23 protein-coding genes and 1 pseudogene are annotated in these 25,660 nt (G+C 48.9%); 15 read left to right on the top strand and 9 right to left on the bottom strand.

Annotated elements, in window-relative coordinates:
* Window positions 1–108: 108 nt before the first annotated feature.
* On the top strand, window positions 109–1,293 hold the full coding sequence (locus ET33_RS10620) for an MFS transporter (protein ID WP_235206686.1): 1,185 nt from the start codon (window positions 109–111) through the stop codon (window positions 1,291–1,293).
* 125 nt (window positions 1,294–1,418) lie between these two features.
* Here the strand turns inward: ET33_RS10620 and ET33_RS10615 are convergent, their stop codons facing one another.
* The 3 genes from ET33_RS10615 to ET33_RS10605 are packed head-to-tail and all read right to left on the bottom strand — an operon-like array spanning window position 1,419 to window position 3,574.
* Window positions 1,419–1,952 (bottom strand): DedA family protein, encoded by a 534-nt coding sequence (locus ET33_RS10615; RefSeq protein WP_036680462.1) that lies wholly within the window; start codon window positions 1,950–1,952, stop codon window positions 1,419–1,421.
* Window positions 1,953–1,982: 30 nt separating this feature from the next.
* Entirely contained in the window at window positions 1,983–2,531 is a 549-nt protein-coding gene (gene pssA / locus ET33_RS10610; RefSeq protein ID WP_051775245.1) for a CDP-diacylglycerol--serine O-phosphatidyltransferase, read from the bottom strand.
* Window positions 2,532–2,536: 5 nt separating this feature from the next.
* Complete coding sequence (locus ET33_RS10605) at window positions 2,537–3,574, bottom strand: AI-2E family transporter (protein WP_036680461.1); 1,038 nt, start codon at window positions 3,572–3,574, stop codon at window positions 2,537–2,539.
* 193 nt (window positions 3,575–3,767) lie between these two features.
* Here ET33_RS10605 and ET33_RS10600 point away from each other — a divergent pair, with 193 nt between their 5' ends.
* The 3 genes from ET33_RS10600 to ET33_RS10590 all read left to right on the top strand — a co-directional run bounded on the left by ET33_RS10600 (window position 3,768) and on the right by ET33_RS10590 (window position 7,748).
* Complete coding sequence (locus ET33_RS10600; RefSeq protein WP_036680459.1) at window positions 3,768–4,448, top strand: response regulator transcription factor; 681 nt, start codon at window positions 3,768–3,770, stop codon at window positions 4,446–4,448.
* Entirely contained in the window at window positions 4,445–6,199 is a 1,755-nt protein-coding gene (locus ET33_RS10595) for a sensor histidine kinase (protein ID WP_036680458.1), read from the top strand. The genes ET33_RS10600 and ET33_RS10595 overlap by 4 nt, the downstream gene beginning before the upstream one ends.
* Window positions 6,200–6,359: 160 nt before the next feature.
* Complete coding sequence (locus tag ET33_RS10590; protein ID WP_036680457.1) at window positions 6,360–7,748, top strand: family 16 glycosylhydrolase; 1,389 nt, start codon at window positions 6,360–6,362, stop codon at window positions 7,746–7,748.
* A gap of 102 nt (window positions 7,749–7,850) precedes the next feature.
* Here ET33_RS10590 and ET33_RS10585 read toward each other — a convergent pair whose 3' ends face one another.
* Both ET33_RS10585 and ET33_RS10580 read right to left on the bottom strand, forming a co-directional pair.
* The gene (locus ET33_RS10585; RefSeq protein ID WP_036680454.1) at window positions 7,851–9,806 is read right to left on the bottom strand and encodes a glycoside hydrolase family 15 protein; all 1,956 of its coding nucleotides are present in this window, start codon (window positions 9,804–9,806) and stop codon (window positions 7,851–7,853) included.
* Between the two features lie 14 nt (window positions 9,807–9,820).
* Entirely contained in the window at window positions 9,821–10,846 is a 1,026-nt protein-coding gene (locus tag ET33_RS10580) for a LacI family DNA-binding transcriptional regulator (protein WP_036680452.1), read from the bottom strand.
* Window positions 10,847–11,409: 563 nt separating this feature from the next.
* Between ET33_RS10580 and ET33_RS10575 the strand changes: the two genes are divergently transcribed.
* The 4 genes from ET33_RS10575 (at window position 11,410) to ET33_RS10560 (ending at window position 16,018) form a co-directional block, all read left to right on the top strand.
* Entirely contained in the window at window positions 11,410–12,717 is a 1,308-nt protein-coding gene (locus ET33_RS10575; RefSeq protein ID WP_036680450.1) for a sugar ABC transporter substrate-binding protein, read from the top strand.
* 91 nt (window positions 12,718–12,808) lie between these two features.
* Complete coding sequence (locus tag ET33_RS10570) at window positions 12,809–14,122, top strand: carbohydrate ABC transporter permease (RefSeq protein ID WP_036680448.1); 1,314 nt, start codon at window positions 12,809–12,811, stop codon at window positions 14,120–14,122.
* Window positions 14,119–14,964 (top strand): sugar ABC transporter permease, encoded by an 846-nt coding sequence (locus ET33_RS10565; RefSeq protein WP_200879200.1) that lies wholly within the window; start codon window positions 14,119–14,121, stop codon window positions 14,962–14,964. The genes ET33_RS10570 and ET33_RS10565 overlap by 4 nt, the downstream gene beginning before the upstream one ends.
* Before the next feature lie 583 nt (window positions 14,965–15,547).
* Window positions 15,548–16,018 (top strand): DinB family protein, encoded by a 471-nt coding sequence (locus ET33_RS10560; protein WP_036680446.1) that lies wholly within the window; start codon window positions 15,548–15,550, stop codon window positions 16,016–16,018.
* 160 nt (window positions 16,019–16,178) lie between these two features.
* On the opposite strand, the pseudogene ET33_RS10555 reads toward ET33_RS10560, so the two are convergent.
* Window positions 16,179–17,380: pseudogene (locus ET33_RS10555) on the bottom strand (IS110 family RNA-guided transposase).
* A gap of 348 nt (window positions 17,381–17,728) precedes the next feature.
* Between ET33_RS10555 and ET33_RS10550 the strand changes: the two are divergent.
* Window positions 17,729–18,790 (top strand): DUF2332 domain-containing protein, encoded by a 1,062-nt coding sequence (locus tag ET33_RS10550; protein ID WP_051775244.1) that lies wholly within the window; start codon window positions 17,729–17,731, stop codon window positions 18,788–18,790.
* A 102-nt stretch (window positions 18,791–18,892) separates the two neighbouring features.
* Window positions 18,893–19,021, top strand: coding sequence for a hypothetical protein (locus ET33_RS40255; RefSeq protein ID WP_036680924.1), 129 nt, complete (start codon window positions 18,893–18,895; stop codon window positions 19,019–19,021).
* Window positions 19,022–19,309: 288 nt separating this feature from the next.
* On the opposite strand, the gene ET33_RS10540 is transcribed toward ET33_RS40255, so the two are convergent.
* Window positions 19,310–19,939 (bottom strand): YfbR-like 5'-deoxynucleotidase, encoded by a 630-nt coding sequence (locus ET33_RS10540; RefSeq protein WP_036680442.1) that lies wholly within the window; start codon window positions 19,937–19,939, stop codon window positions 19,310–19,312.
* Window positions 19,940–20,273: 334 nt separating this feature from the next.
* Between ET33_RS10540 and ET33_RS10535 the strand changes: the two genes are divergently transcribed.
* Together ET33_RS10535 and ET33_RS37385 are read left to right on the top strand one after the other, a co-directional pair.
* Entirely contained in the window at window positions 20,274–20,819 is a 546-nt protein-coding gene (locus ET33_RS10535) for a tyrosine-type recombinase/integrase (protein ID WP_235206685.1), read from the top strand.
* A 68-nt stretch (window positions 20,820–20,887) separates the two neighbouring features.
* Entirely contained in the window at window positions 20,888–21,256 is a 369-nt protein-coding gene (locus ET33_RS37385; protein WP_327204056.1) for a phosphoglycerate mutase family protein, read from the top strand.
* On the opposite strand, the gene ET33_RS10530 is transcribed toward ET33_RS37385, so the two are convergent.
* On the bottom strand, window positions 21,228–22,007 hold the full coding sequence (locus ET33_RS10530) for an alpha/beta fold hydrolase (RefSeq protein WP_036680434.1): 780 nt from the start codon (window positions 22,005–22,007) through the stop codon (window positions 21,228–21,230). The two genes, ET33_RS37385 and ET33_RS10530, sit on opposite strands and share 29 nt — an antisense overlap.
* Window positions 22,008–22,241: 234 nt before the next feature.
* On the opposite strand from ET33_RS10530, the gene ET33_RS10525 reads away from it, so the two are divergent.
* Window positions 22,242–22,745 (top strand): hypothetical protein, encoded by a 504-nt coding sequence (locus ET33_RS10525; RefSeq protein WP_036680430.1) that lies wholly within the window; start codon window positions 22,242–22,244, stop codon window positions 22,743–22,745.
* Between the two features lie 163 nt (window positions 22,746–22,908).
* On the opposite strand, the gene ET33_RS10520 is transcribed toward ET33_RS10525, so the two are convergent.
* Window positions 22,909–23,658, bottom strand: coding sequence for an alpha/beta fold hydrolase (locus tag ET33_RS10520; RefSeq protein ID WP_036680426.1), 750 nt, complete (start codon window positions 23,656–23,658; stop codon window positions 22,909–22,911).
* A gap of 134 nt (window positions 23,659–23,792) precedes the next feature.
* On the opposite strand from ET33_RS10520, the gene ET33_RS10515 reads away from it, so the two are divergent.
* Both ET33_RS10515 and ET33_RS10510 read left to right on the top strand, forming a co-directional pair.
* Entirely contained in the window at window positions 23,793–24,374 is a 582-nt protein-coding gene (locus ET33_RS10515) for a TetR/AcrR family transcriptional regulator (RefSeq protein WP_036680422.1), read from the top strand.
* Between the two features lie 264 nt (window positions 24,375–24,638).
* Window positions 24,639–25,544, top strand: a complete 906-nt coding sequence (locus ET33_RS10510) for an aminoglycoside phosphotransferase family protein (RefSeq protein ID WP_036680419.1) — start codon at window positions 24,639–24,641, stop codon at window positions 25,542–25,544.
* Window positions 25,545–25,660 lie beyond the last annotated feature (116 nt).

The following is a 25,660-nucleotide window of genomic DNA, read 5'->3' as shown; positions in this document are numbered from 1 at the left end:
AAAACAATAAACGGCATGACCCGTCCATCGGTGTGCAAGAGGCGAAAGCGCAAGAAACCGTATTGCCCTGTGTGACGTGCCGTCTGCCGGAAAGGCGGATCTGTCTGCATGAAATTACACGCGTCACAAGTATATAAGATTAAAGTCTTTATGACGTCACTCGCCAATGCGACGGCCTTTACGACCTATGCGGTCTATTACATAAGCCAACTTGGGCTAAATCCGTTCGAGCTGCTGCTCGTAGGGACGGTTCTGGAAGCGGCGGTATTGATTTTCGAAGGAATTACGGGCGCGGTCGCCGATACGTATGGCCGGCGGCTGTCGGTTATCGCGGGGATGCTGGTCATCGGGGGCGCGTATGTGCTGGAAGGCAGCGTGCCGTGGCTCGGAGGCGTCAGCCCTTTAATTTCGCTGTTCGTGTGGATATTGATTGCCGAATGCATTCGCGGCGTCGGTGAGACGCTGATCAGCGGAGCCGACACGGCTTGGATCGTTGACGAAGTCGGCGAGCATCATGTGGGGCGCCTTTTCCTGGAAGGCAAACGCTTGTCGCTTGTCGCTACGCTGATCGGTATTGCGTTTAGCGTCGGGTTATCCACGCTTGCGCCCAATTTGCCGTATGTCATAAGCGGTCTGATGTTTCTCGGCCTCGGGGCGTTTTTGTTCCTTTTCATGAAGGAAACCCAATTCGTCCGTCCGGAGCGGCTGGACAAGTTCTCCTATTGGCAGGAGATGAAGACGACGTGGCTGTCCGGAGCACGGGTGATACGCCGACAGCCGGTGCTGCTGATGATTCTCGTCGTCACGCTGTTCAGCGGCGCGGCGTCGGAAGGCTACGACCGGCTTTGGGAAGCGCAACTGATCAAGGAGATCGGTTTTCCGGCAGATCTGCCGTTCTCGATGGCGGTGTGGTTCGGCCTGATTTCCGTTCTCACGACGTTCCTCAGTCTGATCGCCGTACGGCTGGCCGAGAAGCGGCTGGATATGAGCAGCGAACGGGTGGTCGTCGTGGCGATGTTCGTTTTGACCGGCTTGCGAGTTGCCGCCATCTTGTCGTTTGCCTTTGCTCCCGGCTTTGCTTGGGCGCTTGGCTCCGTACTTGCGCTAGGCATCATTGGAGCACTCAGCGGGCCGCTCTACGATACGTGGCTTAATCTGAACATCGAAGGCAAAGTCCGGGTGACCGTGCTTTCGATGATTAATCAATCGGACGCGCTCGGCCAGACGGGGGGGGGGGCGGTCCGTTCGTTGGATGGATCGGCAGCCGTCTGTCGCTTCGGGCGTCCCTTGTGACTGCCGCGATGCTGCTGCTGCCGATTCTGGCCGTGTTCGGCCGGACGCTGCGCAAAAGATAAGAACAACAAAAGGCACGCCTTCGAGGGCGTGCCTTTTTCGTTCCACTGGGCTTGTCCGGGCTGTTATTTCGAGAAAAAACGGTGCATCAGCGACGCATGGAAATGCGAGAAATCGATCTGCGCCCCGATAAAATAGCCGATGGAGATGAAAATCATGCACCAGCTGAATGCACCGACAGCCGAGAATAGCAAATACTTGCGCTTGCCCATGCCGATGACACCGGACAAGTAGCAGGTTAAGTGTCGGACGCCGGGAATGAAATAGCCGAAGCTGACCGTCCAAGGCCCGTAACGCTGGAACCACGCTTCCACTTTTTCCAGCCGCTCCGGGGTCAGCTTGATCCATTTGCCGTGCTTCCACAGCAGCGGCTTGCCGAACTTGCGGCCAAGCGTGTAGCTGCAGAGCATGCCGGTCATCGCTCCCGCCAGACTGACAGCGACCGAGAGCGAATAATTCAACATACCGACCGACGCCAGATAACCGATAAAGGTCATCAGCAGCTCGTCGGGGACGGGCAAGCCCACAATGCCAAGCGCCAGGCTGAAGAATAAAGCGATATATCCGTACTGTAAGATCATCTCCTGTATAAATTGCATTCGGACACAGCTCCTCTCCAGCCGTAGGTGCTAAACGTTCTCGGTATCGTACACGGCTTTGTTTGGACGAAATGCGGGAATCTTAATCGTGCTGATCATCAGGAAAGAAAGCCCGATAATGACTACCACCGTCACTGCCACAAGATGCGCGGGAGGGTTCCACAAGGCAAAGGCGGATAACAGGCAGCCTGCTCCGGTAATTGGCAGACCGATATGACAGCGGTTCTGACAGGTTTTCACGTTGAAACGGGCCAGCCGCAGCGCTCCGCATACCATGAACAACCCCGTCAGCACCGTACCGCCGTATAACGGCAGCTCGCGAAGGGCGACGACATAAATAATGATGGAAGGCGCGGCGCCGAAGGAAATCAGTTCGGATAAGGAACGAAGCTCCTTCGCGAATTCGCTCGACAATTCCAGCTTTTCGGCAATATAGCCGCCGAATAAATCCAACAAGGCCGCAATCGCGACAAACAGCACCGCCGAAGCCACATCGCGGTGAAACGCGAGCAGAAGCGAAACCATGCCTATACCCAGACCCGCTGCCACAAACACAAACGGGATCGATTTTTTTAACACTATGATCATTCCTCCTTAGGGGATGGGGAAAGCGCAAGGCGAATCGGTTGCCCCACCGTTTGTACCTCTAATAAATCCAGCAAAAATACGAACGTTGGAATTCCGACGATCAGGCCCCAGATTCCGAAGAAATGTTCGGAGAACAAGAGCACGATGAAGGTGTAAAAGATCGGCAGATGCGTCTTGGAGGCCATCAGCCGCGGATTGAGCACATAGGCTTCCAAAGCATGAATCAAGGTAATCGTCACGACCAGATAGATTACATAGACGAAGCCGCCGAGGCTGAAAGCAATGGCGCCCAGCGGAACCAGCGAAACGAATACGCCGGCCACGGGAATTAAACCCAGGACGAAGATTAAGAGCGCCAGGCCGAACAGGTTTGGAAAGCCCATCGCCCATAAGGCGATTGTCGTCAACACGCAGTTGATCAGCGCGATCATCAGCTGGGTTTCGATGACTTTACCGAAGGTAAGGACGAACTTTTGACCGAAATATCCGATTTCATCCACCAGCCATCCGATCTTGCTCGCGCGGAGCTTATGCGTAAACCGCATGACACTCGATTTGCTGAGCAGTAAAATCAAGCTCATAATGACGGCCAGAAACCCTTCGAAGCCCCAATGGCCGACTTTCTTGATCATATCTAATCCGGGCATGATGATGCTGTGCAGGTCGAGCTGATGAACGGTGGAGACGAGATACCTCACAAATTCGTTCTGCGGATGAGCGTATACATGCTTGACGATCACGATCAGCTGGCCTATTTCGTGAACCAGGGCGGGAAACACTTTGAAGCCCCCGGCCACCAGTACGGCGACAAACAAAACGTACAGAATGGAAAGCAGCAGCTTGGAATCGACAGGAATGATCGGTTTAATCCAGCGATGGACCAAGTGATGAAGACGATCCATGAGGAACGTCATCAAGAATGTCAATAAGATGAGGTTCAGCATGCCTCTCAGCCAGAACAACAGCAGGCAGAAGAGCGCCAGAATGCCGAAGCGCCGCACATCTTTTCTTTGAAGAAAGGCCATCATATTCATACGAACATCCTTTCGATGGGAAAACGCACCAAGTTTGTCTACCGACATTATAACGCGCCGTTGTGTACTTCATGTGTACTATTGACGGAAGACGGCTTGTTTTCATTGCATTCCGGGACACACGAAAAACACAAGACTCATGTATAATTGAATAGGTAAACACGTTACCGGATAAACAGGAGTTGTCATCGCTATGGAACGAAAAGTTCTTCTCATCGAAGATGAGAGCCTGATTCGCGAGATTGTGGCGGATTATTTCGAAAGGGAGCAGTGGACCGTCTATGAGGCGGAGAACGGCAAGCAAGCGTTGGACATGCTGGAAAGTCTGAATGCGGACCTCGTCATTCTGGATATTTTGATGCCGGAGCTGGACGGATGGACGGTATGCAAGCGGATCCGCGCGAAGTCGGCAATCCCGATCATCATTCTGACTGCGAAATCGGAGGACGACGACAAAATGCTCGGCTTCGAGCTGGGAGCCGATGATTACGTCACCAAGCCGTTCAGTCCGAAGGTGCTGATCGCCCGCGCCAAAACGCTGATGAAACGCGTCGAGGGGACGGTCGGAAAAGAGGATCATATGCTCAGCTTTGGCCGGGTTACCGTAAACAAACGGTCACACCGCGTCGAAATGGAAGGGCAGGAAGTCGAGCTGACGCCCAAAGAATATGAACTGCTGCTTTATTTGGTCAAAAACGAAGGGATCGTACTATCCCGCGAAGCGATTCTGAATCAAGTATGGGGGTTTGATTATTTCGGCGATCCGCGGGTCGTCGACACCCATATTAAAAAATTGCGCGGGAAGCTGGGTGACGAGGCGCGGCATATCCGCACTGTCATCCGCGCCGGCTATAAATTCGAGGAGGACCGATGAAAAGAGGCGGCGTTACCTTCAAGCTGTTCGCGATCACAGCGTCTTTTTTCTTGTTATTTTATGCGATCGTTCTGCTCGGACAATTGCTATTTTTTGAGAAATTTTACCAGAATCAGAGATTGGCCGGATTGGAAAAAAAGCTGCAGTCCTTCAGCGAGCAGTATGCGTCGAACCGCTGGGACGAACCGCGCATTACCCGCGAGATGGGACTGTTCATCAGCCAAAATAAAGCGCAGCTGGCGATCTTGAATCCGGAAGGAAAAGTGAAGTACGATAATTTTTTTCGAATCGTCATTCGTGACGATAAAGGCGCTTCCATCAAGATTTCCTTGATGCTGCTGTCCGAGTCCGATCAGAAGGAATTGCTGGCGGCCCACTTGCAGCGCGGCGACCGGATTCAGGTCGAGGGTGTATTCGATGACGAACAGAACAAAGAATTGATCTACCCGCTCGTCATAAAAAAAGCCGGAATGAAGGACATCGGCAGCGCGGATATGAGCGGCATTGAAGGACCGTTGGAGCATATTTCCGGCGTCATCACCGATGCGCTGCTGCCCAGCCCGAATCTATGGAACTTGCGCCAGGGCTTATTGTACCTTGCCATTGACGATTGGTTCCCGCTTACCGATGACCAGAAAGCCGATTTGCAGAACGGCCGGATGATCGAAAAGGAATGGACGGAGACGATTACCGGCGTGCGCAGCTTTATTGCGGTTCAGCCCGTGATGCGGGAGGGCAAAGTCAGCGAGCTGCTGTTCGCGGTCATGTCGCTGCAGCAGATTAGCGAGGCATATGATGCGCTGCGGCTGTTCTACCTGTATATAGGGGTTGGGGGCATCATACTGATTTTGCTGCTCTCGCTGATTTTTTCCAAATTCGTGACCAAACCGCTTCTTGCGCTTAACAAAATCGCGCTGCGCATGGCCAAGTTGGACTTCTCCGCCAAATCGCCCATCCGGAGCAACGACGAATTCGGCAGCTTGTCCCATAGCTTGAACAGCTTGTCCGAATCGCTGGATCATACGCTCAAGGAGCTGCATCAAGCCAATGAGCAGCTTCGGGCGGATATGGAGCAGAAGCAGCGGATGGAGCAAATGCAGAAGGAGTTCGTCTCCAACGCCTCCCATGAATTGAAAACGCCGCTCAGCATTGTCAAGGGGTTCGCCGAGGGGCTGCGGGACGGCATCAGCGAAAGCAAGCGCGAGAGATATCTGGAAGTGATACTGGACGAAACGGGAAAAATGGAAGACCTTGTCAAAGATATGCTGGAGCTGACGAAGCTGGAATCGAAGACCATCAAGCTGAAGAAGAGCCGGTTTATGGTGAGCGAGCTGATCGAGGATATCGTCGACAAGCTGTCGCATCATTTGAACGAAAAGGGATTGAAGGTCGTTCATATGGCTGCGGGCGAGCATCCCGTCTATGCCGATCAATCCAAGATCGAGCAGGTGCTGTTCAACATCTTGATCAATGCGATCCGTCATGCCGTGCCCGGCAGCGAAATTACCGTACGCATCGAAAGCGACGGGGAACGGATCAGAGTCGCCATCGATAACGAGGGAGAGAACATTCCCGAGGATCAATTGGATGATATCTGGGAAAGATTTTACCGTGCGGAACGCTCCCGCAACCGGAAAACCGGAGGAACGGGGCTGGGACTCGCGATCGTCAAGCATATCTTGGAGCTGCACGAAAGCCAGTACGGGGTAACGAATACCGAGAAGGGCGTCAGTTTTTATTTTATGTTGTAAGCCGGAAAGCAAGTAAACATCGGTCGGATCGACTCCGGGTTCGGAGCTCGACAAGGCCGGTGTTTTTCATTTTATTTACAGAAAAGATTGACGTATTCCTAAGGCTCGTTTATGATAATCCAAATGATTAAACCAATGAATGGAAGGGAGGAATGGTGTGATGAATAAAAAGACCAATCGAAGTTTCCGTTTTGTTGTAAGCGCTTTTCTGGGTTTATCCATGCTCTCGGCCTTGATTTATTCCGTCCCGGCGCCGTCCTTCGCCGCAGGGCCGCTTCCGGCCGATACGAATCTGGTGAAAAACGGAGGCTTCGAGCAGGGAAAGGCCGACTGGGAGGATTGGGGATCGGCGACCGTGGTAACCACCGACGTTCAAAGCGGAGCCAAGGCACTGAAGCTTGGACCTACTGAAGGCGGCATGGGGCAAAAGATTGACGCGATAGGCGAAAATACGATCGTCACGTTAAGCGGCGCTGGCAAAGCCGGCACCCCGGGGGAAAAAGCCTGGATCGGAGCGGACTGCCTCGATGCCTCCGACAAGAAGCTGGCGGGAGGCAAATTTGTGCTTGGCTTCGAATCTGCGGCTTACGAGCAGAAGGCGCTCTCGTTCCGGACGGTTCCCGGCACCCAGAAGGTGCAGGTTTATGTTTATAAAAATCCGGACAACGGCAAATTCGCCTATGTCGATGACGTCGCTCTCAAGATCGGCGGCAGCTTGCCGGACGAAGATCCTCCGGTCAAGTCGGTAGGTCCGCTCCCGCCGCCGCATCCTCCGGGCGTATTCTTTGACGATTTCAAGAATGGCATCGACCCTGAAAAATGGCTTATCGCAAAGCAGCAGTGGGGCGGTCAAGACGTGAACGGCGGCGTGCTTCCGGCCAATGTGGCCGTCACCCGGGACGGCATTGTGGAGCTAACTGGCAACGGTGACCTGTACAGCGGACCGATCCGGGGAATTAACCGGGATGGCTCGATGCGGGCGGACGGCAAACGAACCGGAGCGTCCATTGTGACGAAATATGCCTATGCGTCGGGAAGCTATGAAGTGAGAGCCAAAATAGTGCCGAAGCTCGGCGCGGTGTCCGCCTTCTGGACCTTTTTCAACAACGGCGAGGTCAATCATGAGATCGACTTCGAAGCGCCCGGTGACAAGAGCCTCCAAAAGATCATGACGACGACCTGGGTCGTTGAAGCGCGGAATACTTCGCAGGTGACGGACTTTCCGGAGCAGATCGACGGCAATTGGCACGTGTACCGGTTCGATTGGCATACCGATCCGAAGAGAGTCGATTTCTACGTCGACAATCGGCTGATTTATACGAGCTATACGAACGTTCCCCGGGCGGCCTCGAAATTTTGGCTTGGCGTCTGGTTTCCGAAGGAATGGGCAGGGGTGCCTAACTTTGCCACCGACAAGATGTACATCGATTGGGTAAAAATTACGCCGTTTCTGGAGAAGGGGGATGTCCGGGCAGGGAACGGGGAAACCGGGGAAATCGGTCCGGGCACCGGCTGGGCCGGCTTGAACGAGTATCCCGCTCCGCGGTAAACGCGTCAAGCAACTAACCGGTCGATTCGCAGCGAAATGTCCAGGAACATAAATCAAGCCCTTGGCCGCTCCTGTCGGGAGAGAACCAAGGGCTTGTGTGTTTTAATCCAATTGTCCATGCTCCGCAAGCAGGGCAACGGCTAAAATAAACATCGCGTGCGACCAAGTCAACGGAACGACCCAAGCGGTTTCTCCCGTTTGCTTATCGACCTGTTCGGGCAGCAGTCCTGCCGCCGTCCGATGATCTATCGCCCATTGCAGGAGCGATTTGGCTTCGGAGTACTGTCCGCGATGAATGCGGTAGTGGCACAACCACAGCGTCGTTAAGATCCACGGATTGCCGCCAATGTAATGATCGTTCTCGTAGCGCTTGATGCCGCCGACCGCGGGAGACGTCAAGTATTGCTCGATCTTATCGGCTGTGCGGACCATGCGCGGATCATCGGCAGGGAACACGCCGAACGGAACGGAAATGCCGATCAGGCTGATATCGACGATCGGGTCGTGCTCTAGGAAGTAGGTCGTATATCCTTTCGCATTGACGCTTACGGAGGTGCCGAGCCCTTGCTGCTGGGCCTCGCGATATGCCGCCTCCGGCACCGCCAGCTTTAACGCGCGGTAGAAGGCGCCTTTCTCCTCGTTCCAGCACAGCTCGCCGATCGACTGGCGGATGCGCTCCGCCGCGAGGCTCCATTCGCTTGCCAGCTCCGGCTTGCCGAGCCGTTCGGCAAAGGAGGCTGCCGCTGTCAAGCCGCCAAAAACCGCACCCGCCGAATACGTATGCTCGGCGAATCGCTCTTCCCACAGATCCATACTGCATGCGGGCAATCCGGTTTCCGCATCGATGTAGCCGGTAAGGAAGCGGGCGCCCCGTTCGACGGCCGGCCATACGTTTTGCAGGAAAGCTTCATCCTGCACCTGCAGATAATGCTGCCACATGCCCCAAATAATCGAGGCGCCTTCGTCGATCTGCAATCCCCAGGACGGAGCCAGCCGGCCGTCGTGGTAATGCCGCTGCTGCCAAGAGCCGTCCGGGTCCTGGGCCGTCAGGGTCCATTCGTAAAACTTCGCGGACAGCTCCGTCAGGCCGACGCGGTCCAGCGCCGTCGTAATAAACGCGGCGTCGCGGCCCCAGCAATAAGAGTAGCCGCCGCAGCGGGAAAATTGCTCGTCGAATTCGGGAGCGGCCACGACGCTGCCGGACTTCTCGTCGCTCATCAGCTTCATTGCCAGCAGCGAACGCTCGTACAGCTCGCGGATATCGCTTCGCGATCCGGGAGCCGGCACGGCATCGAGCAGGAAGCGGTGCCAGTAGCTCTCCGTGAAGTCGTACCAGTACGTATGCGGCTGACTCTTCGCTTTTGCCAGCGATTGCTGGGAGGCAGCGCGCGTCTGGCCCGCGGCAATGTATACGGGCACCTCGACAGCCGCGCCCGGCTCCAGCTGTTCAATGTGCCAGCACAGCGCACCGTCCGGCTTCATGTCGATCCCGTTCCCGTTTAAATGGCCGGATTGCGCGTTTTCCCACACGGCGGCTCCGGCTTGGTATCCTGTGCAAACGTTTGAACTAGAGACCGAAAAAATATACTCGTGCCGCAGGTGCATGAGCGAATCGTGCGCTTCGTCGAACTGGGTCGTATGGTAAAAAGGCGTTTCCATCGAGCGGAACGACGAGTAATACATAAAGCGGAACGATACCGGCGCCTCGCCGCGATTGGTGAACGTATACTGGCGGACGATGAAATCTTCGCCCGGAACGGCGTAATCGACCGTCTCTGCGGACAGCGGGCAGCGCTCGGAAACAGCCGTCGTTTTAAACATGTTTGTCCGAGGCACGTAGGAGGCTTCGTGCCGCCAGCCGTCTTCCTCGCCGTCGAACCAAGTCGTCCCTGATGTCCCTTCGATGTACAGGCCGCTGCGGATTTCGTCCACATGCTGAGGGTAGTCGATATGCGGCCACCACAGGCGGTACATCCGGCCGGTGCGGCCCAGAGAAGCGAGGAAACGGGAATTACCGACGATCGCGTCGATCAAGTAAGGCTTTTTCGTTGTGTACATGTGCTGCATCTCTCCTAGTCTTTAGCTTGAATGAGGGACGATTCCCGCACGATCAGACGGTGGGGAATGATCACGCGCTTTTGGGGCATAGCTTCGCCCTTTACAGCCCGGATGAGCGTTTGCGAAGCGGTGTAGCCGATCTGGTAAATCCCGATATCCATGGAGCTGATCGGCGGCGTCGACAGCTCGGACAACGAGATGTTGTTGAAGCCGACCAGGCTGAGATCGTCCGGAACCTTGTAGCCGAGCTCCGTCAGCCCCCGCAGCACGCCGAAAGCGACGACGTCGTCAATCGTCACAAGCGCCGTCGGCCGTTCGGGAAGACACATAAAAAACGACATCGCACGATAGCCGCTTTCCTGCAAAAAATCCCCTTCGACGATCCATTCGGGGCGAGCTTCGATCCCGGCGTCCTTGAGCGCTTGCAAATATCCCTTCATCCGGTCGCCCGATACGATCAGATTCGGCGGACCGCTCACAAATCCGATCCGCTTGTGCCCTTGGGCGATCAAATGGCGGGTAGCATCGTAAGCCGCCTGCACGTTGTCGTTGTCCACCGACAAAATATCGGGAAACTCGTCGCTTCGCCCGATCAGGACAAAAGGGAAGCCGTGCTCAAGCATAAACGAAATGAGCGGATCGCTTTGACGCGAATACAGCAAAATCACGCCGTCGACCCGCCGGCCCTTGACAAGCCGGGTAACGGCTTCAAGCTCTTCCCGCTCCGTTGCCCCCGTCGTCATCATGAGATCGTACCCCGTACGTGCCGCTTGGGTAACGATGCCGCGGATCACCTCGGAGAAGAACAGGTTTAGGAACAACTCCTCCGCCGGTCTGGGCAAGATTAAACCGATCGTATTTGTCGTTTTGGAGACGAGGCTCTTGGCCATGATGTTGGGGTGATAGCCAAGCTCCTTCAGCACTTCCCTCACCTTCGCCGCAGTCGCCGGACTGATCCGGGGATGATTGGAAAGAACGCGCGATACGGTAGAAGGAGAGACGCCGGCTTTTTTGGCGACGTCGACAATTGTGATTGCCATGGATGTATAACCTCCGGATGTTCTGTTGATAGGAGAGCCGCTTTCTTGCGGGATGTTGGGCAGTTGGCTGCTGCCTTGCACGAATAAGGAAGTACGTTTCCCCCATGGTAACATATCAGAGGCGGCTAATGTAAAAAATGACTTTGTGCAAACGTTTGAACAAAAGGCGGCATAAAATGGTTGCCGTTTATTTTTTTATGTTAGCGCAAAAGCTGGGCAATTGTAAATACACGTTTGAAAATGATCACAAAAGGATTCGTTTTCCCTAAATTATGGATTGAAAATGGCGGAAAGCTGAGAAAATGGAAGGATAAGGGGGATTAGAGCGGGTATTCCAGCAAAAATCGGCTCAAATAACCTGCGCAAACGTTTTTACAAAATTTTCTGCATGAGTTATGATATGTCCTGAATGAAACGTTTTCAAACGGAGATTCCATTGAAAGCAAGCTGTTTTTTGGCAATCCTTACGGCTTTATGCGCAAAGGTTTGCACAAATTGCAGTTGCCGTAAGCGCAAAGGCAGAGCAGCAATTATTTCGGAAACTGAAAGGGGTACTTACAAAAATGGAATTCAAAAAGAAGCTCTTGGCGCTGGTTGCCGTATCCTCCTTATCCGTCTCGATGGCAGCTTGCTCCACCACGAACAAACCGGAAGCCGAGACTCCGGCTGCGAACAACAATGCGCAGTCGTCGACAGCAGCGGGGGAAACAGGCGCGTTGACACCGGAAGCTGGCGCAAAGCTGGTGATCTGGGAGAGTAAAGATGAACGCGTGTTCACTGATGAAATCGCGAAGCTTTTTACGGAAAAATACAATATTCCGGTTCAAATCGACGAAATCGCTCCGACGGACCAAGTGACCCGACTGACCAATGACGGTCCGGCGGGCGTAGGCGCCGACGTGGTGGTGTTTCCGCACGACCACTTGGGCCGGGCCGCATCGGCGCAATTGATTCTGCCGAACGATTCGTTTGCCGAGGAAACGAAGAAAAACAATACGGACAACGCGATTCAAGCCGTTACCTTCAACAACACGCTGTACGGTTTTCCGCGGGCCGCCGAAACCTATGCGCTGTACTACAATAAAGAACTGTTGAAGGAAGCTCCGAAATCGTTCGAGGACGTCGTTGCGTTCAGCAAAACGTTCACGAACAAAGACAAAAATAAATTCGGCATTATGTGGGAGACGGGCAATACTTACTTCAACTATCCGTTCATCGCTTCGACGGGCGGGTACCTGTTCGGCAAAAACGGCACGGACAAAACCGATATCGGCCTGAACAGCGAAGGCGCACTAGCAGGAATGAAAGTGTATGCCAGCCTGAGAGAAATTTTGCCCGTGAAATCAGGCGATATTAACCCGGACATCAAGCGGGGACTGTTCACGGCAGGCGATGTGGCGATGGACATCAACGGTCCGTGGGAGCTGACCGGCTACAAGAAAGCGCTTGGCGACAAGCTCGGCATCGCTCCGATTCCGGCGATCGGAGGCAAGCCGGCGGTATCGTTCTCCGGGGTCAAAGCATGGTACGTCAACTCGTTCTCGAAATATCCGAACGCGGCCAAACTGTTCGCCCAATTCGCTTCCAGCAAAGAAGCGCAGCTCATGCTGCACAAGAAGGTCGGATCCATCCCAACGAACAAAGAGGCGCAAGAGGACCCGCAAATCAAGAACGATCCGATCATTTCCGGTTTTGTCGCGCAGTTCAAAAACTCGCAGCCGATGCCGTCGATCCCGGAAATGGACAGCGTCTGGAATCCGCTTGACTCTGCGCTGACGGAAGTATGGAACAACGGCAAAGACCCGAAAGAGGCGCTCAATACGGCGGCTACCCGTCTGAAAGAGCTCATCAACAGCGGTAAAAAGCAATAATGGACCGGGAGGCTGAGCCTGGGTTTCACCCGTCGCGGAATACGGCGGGTGATTCCACATTTTTTTTCGGGGAGAGGAGCTTCATCATACTATGTCTCAACATCGGATCACCGCAGCGGTGCTGTCATGCATCGGATTAGGCTTAGGACAATGGTATAACCGGCAATGGCTTAAAGGGCTGGTGCTGCTGCTCATCGAGGTGGCGGCGCTGAAGTATTTCGTCCAAAATTTAGGCCAGGCGCTGTGGGGCATTACAACGCTTGGCGAACAAGCGATGCATTTGGAGAAGGTTAACGGCATTGCCAAAATGGTTCCCGGCGACCACTCCATCTTTTTGTTGATTCAGGGCGTCATTACCTTGCTGGTGCTTGGCTTGTTCATCCTGCTGTACGTGCTTGTCGTCAAGGATGCGTATCTCGTCGGAAAGCTGCGGGAGGCAGGGGGAAGGCCGAATAATTTCATCCAGTCGCTTGCCTATATCCGGGACAGAAGATTTGCGGAAGCGTTTCTGATGCTGCCTGCGGCCGGCATTTTGTTTTTTACCATCATGCCGATCATCTTTATGATTCTGCTGTCCTTCACGAACTACTCTTCACCGAACCATATGCCCCCGGCCAAATTGGTCAACTGGGTAGGGTTTCAGACGTTTAAGGACCTCGTCGGACTCAAGACTTGGAGCCATACGTTTTTCGGCGTCTTGCGCTGGACGATCATTTGGGCGGTATTGTCGACGATCACGACCTTTTTCGGCGGGTTTCTGGTGGCCCTGATCATTCAGCAAAAGGATATCCGTTTCAAAGGGTTTTGGCGGACGATCATGATCATCCCTTACGCCATTCCTCAGCTCATTTCTCTACTGGTGATGCGAAATCTGTTCAACGGCCAGTTCGGACCGATCAACCAATATTTATCGTATTTCGGACTAGAGAAACTGCCGTGGCTGACGGACCCGCTGTGGGCTAAAGTGACGGTCATCGTCGTGAACATGTGGGTCGGCGTGCCCGTTTCCATGCTGCTGATCATGGGCGTGCTGACGACGATCCCACGCGATATGTACGAGGCGGCGGAAGTGGACGGAGCGACCGCGTTGCAGAAGTTCCGCATCATTACGCTGCCGATGGTCATGTTCACGACGGCTCCGATACTCATCACGCAGTTTGCGGGAAATATCAACAACTTCAATGCGATCTTCCTGCTGACGGACGGCAATCCGGTCGAAGGGGAGTATCAATACGCGGGCGCAACCGATCTGCTTGTTACCTGGTTATATAAGCTGACGCTGAATCAAAGCCAGTTCAACATGGCCTCGGCGGTTGGCATTATCATTTTCCTGATCATCGCTTCGTTCTCGATCTACAATTACCGCAGGACCCGTTCGTTCCGGGAGGAGGATATGATCCAATGATAGGGAAAAAATTAAGCAACGCGATTCGGCTGACGTTCAGCTATCTGTTTCTGATCGTGGCGTGCATATGCTGCTTATATCCGGCATTGTGGGTCATTTTGGCTTCCTTCCGGCCGGGCCGTTCCTTGTACAGCAAAACCTTGCTTCCCGAGCAATTCGTTTTCGAGCATTATACGGAGCTGTTCACGTCCAAAAGCTTCCTGTTCGGCACCTGGTACTGGAATACGCTCAAAATCGCCACCTTATCGATGATTTTCGGCACGCTGATGGTGCTGCTGTGCGGCTACGCGCTGTCCCGTTTCCGATTCAAAGGACGCAAAACCGCGCTGTCCACCTTGTTGATTCTCGGGATGTTTCCCGGCTTCATGAGCTTGATCGCCATTTACATCTTGCTGAAGGAATTGAACCTGCTGGATACGCATCTGGCGATGATCATCGTCTACTCCTTCGGCGCTCCGCTAATGGGAAGCTTTATTGCCAAAGGCTTTTTCGATACGATCCCGCGCAGTCTGGATGAGGCGGCAAGAATCGACGGGGCGAACAACATTACGATCTTCGTCAAAATCATGCTTCCGCTCTCCAGGCCGATGCTGGCGTACGCTGCGTTGACGCAGTTTGTCGGCCCTTGGATCGATTTTATTTTCGCGCGGATGGTGCTGCGTACAAGGGACAAATGGACGCTCGCCGTCGGCCTGTACGACCAGATTAGCAGCAACCAGAACAGCAATTTTACGCTGTTTGCGGCGGCGGCTGTGCTGATTGCGGTTCCAATCTCGCTTCTGTTCATTTATTTGCAGCGTTTCCTGGTGGAAGGGCTGACGGCGGGGGCAAGCAAAGGTTAAGGCGGCGTTTGGAGTCCAATTGAAGTGATAAAAGGAAAGGGGACAAGTCCCGCTATTCTGTAACATTAAAGGTGGAGGAAGTCCACTAAAACCAACAACAATAAGCAATTGAATACAATGTTAGACATTTTAAGAAAGGATGAGTCATGCAAAGGGATTATCCCCTTATGCATGGTGCTCATCCTCTTTTGTTTTAGGCTATGTTAAACGTTGTTGTTGACATTGCTTGTTAAACGGGCAGGAGGATTAGTTGCCTTTAGATCGAGTTGTGTTTGTAAAAGTATTGCAATAGTTTTTGCTTAACTAGTCGAATTTGATCGTCATCTCTCCGTCCCAAGTGTTCTCCCGATGGTCAAAAGAGGTTGACGTACTGGAAATTATCATGTAAGATTATGGCATTGACAAAGGAGGTGGGAGCTATGAATAAAAACCGCATAGATGTTGTGTCGCAACTAGCCCCCCTTACGGAACAGATGTTGATTTAGGATACGCCGTGCGTGTCCGCTCGATTCTGACCATGGGCTTGATTGCCCGTGGTCTTTTTTATGTTTAAAATTCAGGATTTTATTAGGAGGCAAAACAGATGTTGAAATTATTCGAGTATAACTGGCAAGTTCGGCAAGACTGGTTCGCTTGGTGCCAAGACGTTTCCGAAGAAGAACTGCTCAAGAAGCGGACAGGCGGGACCGGAGGCATTTTGCACACATTGTTTCATGTTGCAGATGTGGAATTCAGCTGGATATCTGGTCTGCAAGGGAAGCCAGACTTCACGGAGCCGTTCGAATCCTATGCCAGCCTGCAGAAAGTAACGGATTTATCCGCCAAGTTTCACGAGGAAGTTCGTCCTTTTGTCATGTCGTGGACCAATGAAATGGAATTGAAGGATTTATCGGAATTAACGCCAAAGGGGGAGCCGGTTATCTTCAAATATGGAGAAATTATGCGGCATGTCATCGCCCATGAAATCCACCATATCGGTCAATTGTCCGTATGGTCGAGGGAAGTGGGCAACGTCCCCGTGACGGCTAATTTCATTCGCCGGGGATTATTTTAACCGAATGACACCGCCGCTTTGAGCTAAAACCAGCTAATAGGTTGTCAACATTTTTCTCTTAAATAATTTTGGCACAAGGCTTATACTTATTTGGGGCATGCTTAAGAACCTTCCTCATAACTGATGGAAAGTTTTTCACGTCATATGAACTTGGTGGGCCTTAAGTTAAATCAAGGAAAGGCTGCTTCTTGATCAAGATGGCATAAATCCAGTGAAGAAGCTTGTTGATGCATGCAATAATTGTTACTCGATAAGGCTTTCCCTCGCCGCGCTTCTTGTCATAAAACTCACGAAGCCTCTTGTTCCTAGAGTCTTTGAGCCCGCAAAGGACAGCCATGTATAGCGCATGTCTTAGTTGCTTCGAACCTCGTTTCGTAATTCGGTTGGTCGTTGCAGTGAACTTCCCCGAAGAGTAAACGCTTGGATCAACTCCAGCAAATGCGACTAACTTTTTTGCGCGATTAAATCGGTCGATTTCCCCAATCTCTGACAGAATCGTTGCCGCGATTTTGCTGCCAATTCCGGGTATCGACTGGATAATCTTAAAATCCTCAACTTCTTTAACAAGAGCATCGATCTTATTCTCAAGGTGGGACAGATGCTCTTGGTATTGAAGTAGCAATTTTACAAATAAATCAATGCTAACAAGATGGCTGCTGAAGATGGATTCTTTAAACGGATTCTCTTCCGCAGCCTTTATGATACGCTTCGCTCGCTCACGAGCCCAGCTCTCCGAGCGGTAGGGCAGAGGCACGCTACCCGTTTGGCAAGCTTAGCTTCTCCAGACTCCAGGATGTCCTTAGAGGTAGGAAACTCCTTTAGAAGCAGCAAAGAAACCTTTGAATAGAGATCCCCGAAGGTGCCCCTATATTGAGGAAAAACTTGATCTAGAGCTGCCTGAAGATGGAGTTGGGCTTGAACATACATATGGGTAAGTGCATCACGCTGCCGCGTGAGATGACGGAGGTTTAACAACAGAACTCCTCGTCGCTTGTGATCCTCGAATTCTTCTTTGTAGTAAAGCTCGCAAAGCTGGTATGCGTCAACCGCGTCTGTCTTTACCTTGTGGAGGCTAGATTTCTTCGCTTGGTAAGAAATGAGAGGGTTAACCACCAGAAAAACAATCTCTTGTTCTTCAAGGAATTGCACAATAGCCTGATGGTAATGCCCCGTAGATTCCATGATGATAAGCGGGGGTATTCCGGTATTTTGCTGGATTTCCGTTACCTTGCTTAAAAGCTGCTGTAGCCCTTCAACGGTGTGATGAAAACGAAACGTCTTACCATAAGGCTTGCTTTTGTCTAAAAAGGCTTGTCCTTCGCTTTGTCCCTTGGAAATATCTAGACCGATGACTGGATTCATAAGTTTCTCCCCTCAAAAATATTGCCGGTAACCCCTATACTGCTTGCAGTTCCACAGCATCGCTTGTTATGCGGGATCGGTGTCCCAACCAGCTTAAACATGGTTTCTACAAGTAGGGGGCGAACAGTTTTAGCTACGGGATGCGTTCCCACGGGTACGATCGTTCAGCCCCGGCTACCCGATAAATACCCCACTAAATGAAAAGTGGTCAACCAGTAAAAACTGGCTGACCTCATAATACGACGGGTAGGATACTTCCAATGATACCCATCATTTTTAATGTAATTATGCGATAAAGAAGTGCTATCGATGAGATAGGAAATTTGAAGCATTGTTTATCGATAATTCATGATACTATACCACTATCTAGAAAGGGTGGTGGATGTGTTGCATATTGATGTGCTATCGGAACGATTTAAGATTTTTGCAGAAATGGAATGTAAAAACTCGAGCAGTCTTTATGAACATCTTGCAGGGAACATTGCAAATGACCTGGACTTGCTTAAAATGGCTGCACATTCGAAACCTGGACAGCCTGTACCTAACCTCTTACTTGGGGCGGTTCATTATTTGCTTTTAAGTGGGAAAGAACATGAGTTGACCGCGTATTACCCCAGCATTGTAGACGAACCAAAGGAATCTTCAGGAGCTATAAATTGTTTCAAGGATTTTTGTATGCAGAACGAATATGAGATCATTCAGCTTTTAGAAAACAAACTTGTCCAAACTAACGAAGTCCGACGATGCGCATATTTGTACCCCAGCTTTTGTCGTATTTATAAAATAACAAAGAAGCCGTTAATCCTTGTAGAAATAGGAACAAGCGCAGGCCTTCAACTCTTGTGGGACAAATACAGCTACTCCTACAAATCCAACCAAAAGTACGGATCTAAACAATCGACTTTAGAGATAAGTGCAGATGTTAAAGGAGATAGATTCCCATTATTGTTTGAGCATAGTCCACCTGTCATACGCAGAATCGGTTTGGATTTACATGTAAATAACCTAAATGATCCTGAAGATTACCTTTGGCTAAAAGCATTGATTTGGCCTGAACATAAGGAGCGTAATTCGTATTTTGAAAAAGCTGCTCATTGCGTTAAAAGCCAGGATTTAGAGCTAATTGAGGGAGATGGAGTATCCATTCTCCCGGAAATAGTCCCAACCGTTTCTCACGATTCAACAATTTGTATTTTTCATACCCATGTGGCCAACCAGATACCGGCCGATGCGAAGAAGAAATTGAGTGAGCATATTCAATTCTTGGGTAAAGAACGGGAAGTGTTTCATCTCTATAACAATATGTGGGACCTAGACCTTCATCTTGATTACTTCGTTAATGGGAATGAATACAGTGAAACACTGGCAGAAACAGACGGACACGGCCGTTGGTTTAAGTGGAAATTATGATTCGTCAACATTCAACTAACGGGCACGCTAGTTGAATCAATCAGTCTTAAACCTTCTATTAGAAGCAAACTAGAATTAATTGCTCCAATAGGAGGTTTTATTATGAAATTAAGCGAAATTTGGTACCATTATGAAGCGGACAATCGAATCCAAGGGTTTAGTCCAAATACATTGAAAGCCTATGGCTTGCAGCTAAAGATGCTGGTTTCAGATCTCGGGGATATAGATTAAAAAAAAGCGAAGGACTCCAAGTTCCCTCGCTTCATTTATCATTCAATTATTTATTTTCTCCCATAGACCTCGATACGATTCAATGCTAGAGCAATTTGTCAACAGTCCATAGATGGTGTCTTTTTTGCAACACGAAAAAGAAGGAAAAGTCTTCAAAGGGGCAGAAATGGACATGTACTGCCAAGGATTTATCAGTGTATGGATTTTGGCACTGTTTTTTTGAACGGATAGAGGAGATACAAATTTGAGATATTAACTAGAGGTGGAAGGGGAAAAGAGTTGTAGATATTATGAAGCTAATGCATCCTTCGTAATCTGTTCAAAATCGATTGAAGATTTTGATCCTGCAATAACGATATCAGGCAAAATATGTTGAAGGAAATAGTCAACACAATGGAGTTGAATCCCTTTAATTTTTATTAGAGCATTTCGATACATCAGAATGAATTCTTTATCTGTATTCCCTAGTTGTAACTCAGTAAAGGCCTCATAAATCTGATCGAGTTTATCAGCGACTTCCAATATTTTTCCTTCTACTGAATCGTCTTTGCCTTCCCGCAGTTGACTGCGAAATATATGCTGGAATTCTTCTGGAATATGCTCGTCAATGAAATGGGCAACCATGCCTTCTTCTACTTGTTGCAGCATGGCTCGAAGTTCTAGTGAATAATGCTTCACAGGTGTTTTAATATCTCCAATAAAAATCTCACCGTAATCATGGCTGCTTGTTATTTCATAAAGCTTTTTCCAATCAACAACAACTCCATTACTTTCTTCTATATCAGCCAACGTTTTGGCATATTGAACTACCTTCCAGGAATGAGCGGATACACTGTGCTCCTGAAATTTGAATCTGCCTGGGCAACGGATAATTCTTTCTAAATCGGTTAACGATTGGAAATACGTATGAATACCCATAGTTTAGTCTTCCTTTCTATAATGTATGGCGTGATGCTATATGAAAAGTATACAAACTATTTGTTATCGGATAGTTAACTTTATCTGGGAGTTATTTCATGTTTGTGGCGTGATCTTCGGACAGGGGTTCAACTCCCTTCGCCTCCACCATGTAAATCCACTACCGCATGATGTCACATTGCAGTTGCTCAAAGAATACTTAGCGAAACAATCCGACAGATTGAAACCTAGTAGTTTAGGACACCGCATCCGTTTTATTCGTTCCCTTTTTCGTTTCGCATACGAAGAAACGTACTTAACTTCAAATCCTTCATTAAAATTAAGAGAACCCAAGATGGATAAGCGAATCCCAAAGTTTTTAATTGAGGAAGACGTGATAAACTTGAAAATATCGTGTTTATCGCTACGGGAACGAGCAATTCTTGAATTCCTTTACAGTACTGGTTGCCGGGTTGGTGAAGTTCAGAAAATAAACATTGAGGATCTGAATTGGGAAAACTGCTCTGCTATTGTTAATGGTAAAGGTTCCAAACAGAGAGAAGTTTATTTCACGACCGAGTGTAAGGTATGGTTGAAAAAATACCTAGTAAATCGACAAGACTCCTGCAAAGCTTTGTTTGTGACAGACAAACATCCTACACGTAGGATGGCCATCCCCACCATTAGGTGGGAATCAAAAAGGCTCGCGAATCGGGGAAAGATTGGGGTTAATGTTTATCCTCATCGGTTTCGCCATACCTATGCATGTCAGCTGCTGGATAACGGAGCACCATTAGACTTTATCCAAGGCATGTTAGGCCATGAAAAAGCATCGACGACCCAGATATATGCTCAATTACGTGGGGAGTGTCGACGAGAACTCTATCGTCGTTACTTTTAAATTGCAGCGGCGGTTGTTTTATTGAACCGCCGCTCAACTAAAGGGCAGGTTACTTCCAATATGTGTTAATGTTATTAGTGTTCGAATTGCAATGGAAAAACAGAACTAACATTTTCCGTAAAACTCAGGAGGGAATAATGGCTATCTATTTTATAAGACATGGTATAGACGAGGAAGGATTTCGTGGTGGCTGGAGTCAACGAGGACTTATAGTTGAAGGATATAGGCAATCAGAAAAACTAGGTTCTTATCTTAAGGAAAATCAAAGCAGTTTTCAATTACATCGTGTCGTAAGCAGTGACTTGCAACGGGCGTTCCCAGCTTCAAATACTCGGGCAGATTTACTCAATCATCGGGCATTATCGGATTATATTTATGGGGAGCGATGGTGCGGCCTAATCCGATGCGTTATGCAAAAGAAGATAATAGTTGGTTGAATCTATCGCGCTCCTCCAAAAAAGGGCAATGGCTGCTGTATTGGAATGGAACTAATCGCGAATTTTTAATCAGCTTATTTGTTTCCTGAGCTTGGGTAAACGGAACGACTTTATCATGAATTCCATGAATAATTAATGTGGGCACATCGATCTGTCCAAGATCGTTGTAAACATTTTCGTCTCTTAGCGTGACCATAATGGCGGAAGTTGACCAATTCGCAGCTTGTAAACCCATTAGAAAGAACCATTCGGATTTCGGTTCGGAAATGTACTGAAAGAAAAAAATCCCCGTTTGGTCTTGCAGCATTTTCGGACGGTCATTGTTTGTTTCTTCGATGATTTTATTCGTAAATTCTTTTGGAACGCTTGATGGAGACGCAGCGTCGATCAGGACGAGTTTAGATACCCCGTACCCTTTGTAGCGAGCCATATAACGAATCGAGATCGCGCCTCCGGTAGAGTGTCCTGCCAGTGTTATGTTTTTTAGCTGTAACGCTTCGATAACCATACGGAGATCATCTGCTAATCTGTCGAAACCGTAGCCGTCGAATGGTTTATCCGAATTGCCGTATCCTCTCCAGTCCATTCCGATACAACGATATCCGAGCTTAGGAAGGAAATTGAACTGATATTCGAACTGGTTATGGTTTAGCGGCCATCCATGAATAAAAAGTATCGTTTTATTTCCCTTCGGATTGATATCCTCTATAAATACTTTTACGCCCGGTTCCACAGTAACGAAGTATCCCAAGTGTATCGCCTCATTTTTAAAAAATGTACTTCCCCTTAAGATATTCGCCCTAGGCAGGGTGAATGCCTAATTTCGGCGTCAAATTGGGTTTAAAAGTGCGTAGAGATTTATGAGGAATAGCTTGAGTGAAACAATTTCTTCAGATCATTGAGCTAACGGATACGTTAGTTAAAAAAAGGGAACGGATTATGGTATCTTGGTGTGATGTGAGCGATTCCAAATGGAGGTTATGTCTTGAAAGAAATCCTCGATATAATTAAGTATAGCTTTATAGATGAAATTTATTTAACTGGTTTCGTAGATACAGATGATACAGGCGTCACTGAATTTACGGCTCTTATGAGATACCTATTTTTCGAATTTAATGGTCAACTTTTAAAGATAGAATCAGTTGAGCAATATTCGAAGTTATCAATTTCTCAAGCTATATCAGTCCAATTAGAAATTGATCTGGAAGATGTTATCCCAGCAAAATCAAGAATCAGCAATATAATATTTAATAATCCATTAATAGATAATAAAGTTGCAGAAATCGAGTTTTATAACTTACAAGTAGATAATCTTAACGAAATATTATGTGATGCATTGAAAATAATACTTCAAAATAAGCAAGAAATATTCTTGGACCCTTCATTCTTGGGGATCAATATTGGTCCATCAGATGTAGAAAAATTATGGAGAGATAATCTAGCAGAAGACTATGTAGTTACTCTAACTCGAATTAATTTTGAAACTTAAAAGTCTGGATTAGTCATTAATTGCGACGATTGATTAAATGACGGGTACGATTTTGGGAGCAGGTCGCCTAGCGGCAGCTGCTCCCTGGATTCGTTGAAGTAACGGGCAGCATTCCTTAATCAAGCCTTAACTTTGCTCTTAGTCAACGTTGATCATTAAAAGTTTAGGCTTCCAAAAACGTAACTATATTCTTATACACCTCTTCCGAATGAGTAAGGTTGATCTTATGGTCTCCCCCTTGGATTTCAACAAAATGAATGTTAGGAACCGCGCGAAAATGGTCGGCTATCCGGAAACAGTCAGCAAAGTCGTGTGTTCCTAGGATGAATAGCGTTCTTACCTGTAGTTGGTCCAATCGTTCAATGGCAGGAGGCTTCGGCCAAATCGATTTTGGTGTAGCCCACTCGAACATCTTTTTGATGTTATGCTCCGTCATCTCCACCATGAGACCGCGTTGCGGGCTTTTATTGGAGATGGTGTAAAATGGGGAGGCGAGCGTAAGCTCCGTCATTTTAACAACATCGGGTACGGCGGCTTGCACTCGTTGGAGCACCTCTATTAAATCCGTAGAGTGAACAAATCCTGACAGTGCTGGTGAGAGTAAAATAAGATTTTGCACACGTTCTGGGTAGGACAGCGAAAATTCAGTTGCGATCTGTCCACCGATAGAATTTCCTACGAGTGTAACCTGTTCGATGTTCAAGTGGTTCAGAAGAGAAAGCACATCTTCGATATAATTGGAGGGCTCCGTCGGAGCAGGAGACTTTCCGCACCCGCGAGCGTCAACGGTAACGACTTTGAAATGTCTGGAAAGGAGAGGAGCAAGTAAAGTCCAATCCCGCATATCGGTTCCGCCTCCATGGAGCATGACAAGAGGCTGGCCCTCGCCATGTATTTCATAAAATAAATCCATTGTTATCCCTCCACATATTTGATAAGTTCAATTTATCATTGAATGTACGGTCAGTCAATAATTAAGTTGACTAACCATTCAGTGTTCGTTACCATGATGTTAACGAAATCGAAAATTGTCGGGGAGTGTTTATGATGCCGCGAACACGCGAGGAGAACGAACGAATTCGGCAAATGGCCAAGGAAAACATATCCAGGGCAGCAATTGAAGTTTTTATCGAAAAAGGCTATCATGCAGCATCCATTGATGATGTGGCTAGGCGTGCTGGGATTTCTAAAGGCCTTTTGTACAATTATTTTTCCGGAAAGGCCGATCTTTTAAGGGAATTAATTCTGAGCCGTATAGAAGAAATCGTTCAAGTCATGAAGGAAGCGGCCACGAAACCAACTCCAGTCGAACAACTGATGTATATCGCCGAACATGCGCTTCATAATGTTCAAGAGCGGCCGAGTGTATATCGTTTTTACTTGCACATTCAAACACATCCAGAAGCAGACGAGGTCGTATCCACATATAGTCAATTGCTTAAAGATGAAATGACTCGCCAATCCAAACACCAGGTTGATATCTTTCGCAAAATGGGGGTTCCCAATCCCCATTTGCAGTCGCTCCACTTCTCGACTGCCCTTCATGGCATGATGCTTATGTATGCCACTTATCCGGAGAATTTCCCCCTGCCTGAATTGAAGGTGAAAATGCTCTCCACGTTTTTTTGAAATATTATGGGGAAGTAGGAATCTAGACTACTTGTAGGTCTTGTAGCTTACGGGTACATTCCTATAGCAGTTGATCCTGTTTTCATTGAAGTAAAGGGAGGTTTGCACTAACGGCACGATAGTATGGAGCTGCCGCGAGGGCAGCTCTTCTTTGATGTTATTGAAGTAACGGGCAGGATAGTTGATTATTAAAGGTTTTGTACCTATGAGGAATACAGCTATGGTGCTAAGATATTTTTATATCTTAATCAAGGAGCTGCTGTAGTGTCGGAGAAAGGCAAACTTATTTCACAAGTGTTATTAATAGCAGAGAAAGCTGGATTAACTAACATTACACCTATTGAGCTTAGTAATGGTGGGAACCTGATCATTCACTTGGCTCCCCATCCGATTGTGTCCCGAATAGCCACTGTCATTTCAAAAGAAGATGCAGAGAACGCATACAAGATACTTGATCGAGAGTTGCGGGTTGCACGTCACCTCCAATCCAAGAAAGTCCCCGTGTTATTACCTACTGACCTGACTAATGCAGGACCGTACGATGTTGGCGGTACATGGATGACGTTCTGGAAATATGTTCCTCCCATACAATTAGAATCACCTTCACCCAGTGAAGCCATTGAATTGATAAACAGACTTTCAAGAGCAATGAAAGACTTCGCTGACGAGCTTCCTGTGCTTGGTGTTTGGGAGCGGACATGTCAATCGGCTGTTAGATTGAGTAGACACTCCGATCAGCGTATACAAACACTATTAAATGTGTTTCTAAGGGTAGATGAACAGATACGGCTCGAACCAAGTTTACTAATACCGTGTCATGGAGATGCCCATAGAGGAAACTTATTACCAAGTCCTGAAGGTTGGGTCTGGTCGGACTTTGAGGATGTATCATTGATGCCCGCATACTGGGACCTAGCTTCATTTGTTGGTAATCTTGCATTATTCGGAGGAATTCAGGAGCCAACCTTTAGATGCATATTGGACCATATCGACAATGGTACTGATCTAAAAGCCTTTGGATTTGCTATAACCGCACGTATACTAATGTCTACAATAGGTAATTTGGATTTTGCCCTTACAGGTCACGGAGACTTGGAATTTGCAACTAGACAGCTAGAACTGGCGGAAGATTTTATACGTCAGATAGACCTAATAATTGGAGTGAAATAGAGGGTATGATTGAACTAACGGGTACGATAGTGCAACAGAGCAAAGGCTGCCATTATGGCAGCCTTTGCTCAATGGGCAGGATAGCAACCGAAGGGGAGCAATAGAGAAGAAGCATT

It is taken from the genome of Paenibacillus tyrphae (assembly GCF_000722545.1).
Lineage (GTDB): Bacteria > Bacillota > Bacilli > Paenibacillales > NBRC-103111 > Paenibacillus_G > Paenibacillus_G tyrfis.
Note: the sequence above shows the minus strand (reverse complement) of the source record. Positions and strands in the feature narration are given on the sequence as shown.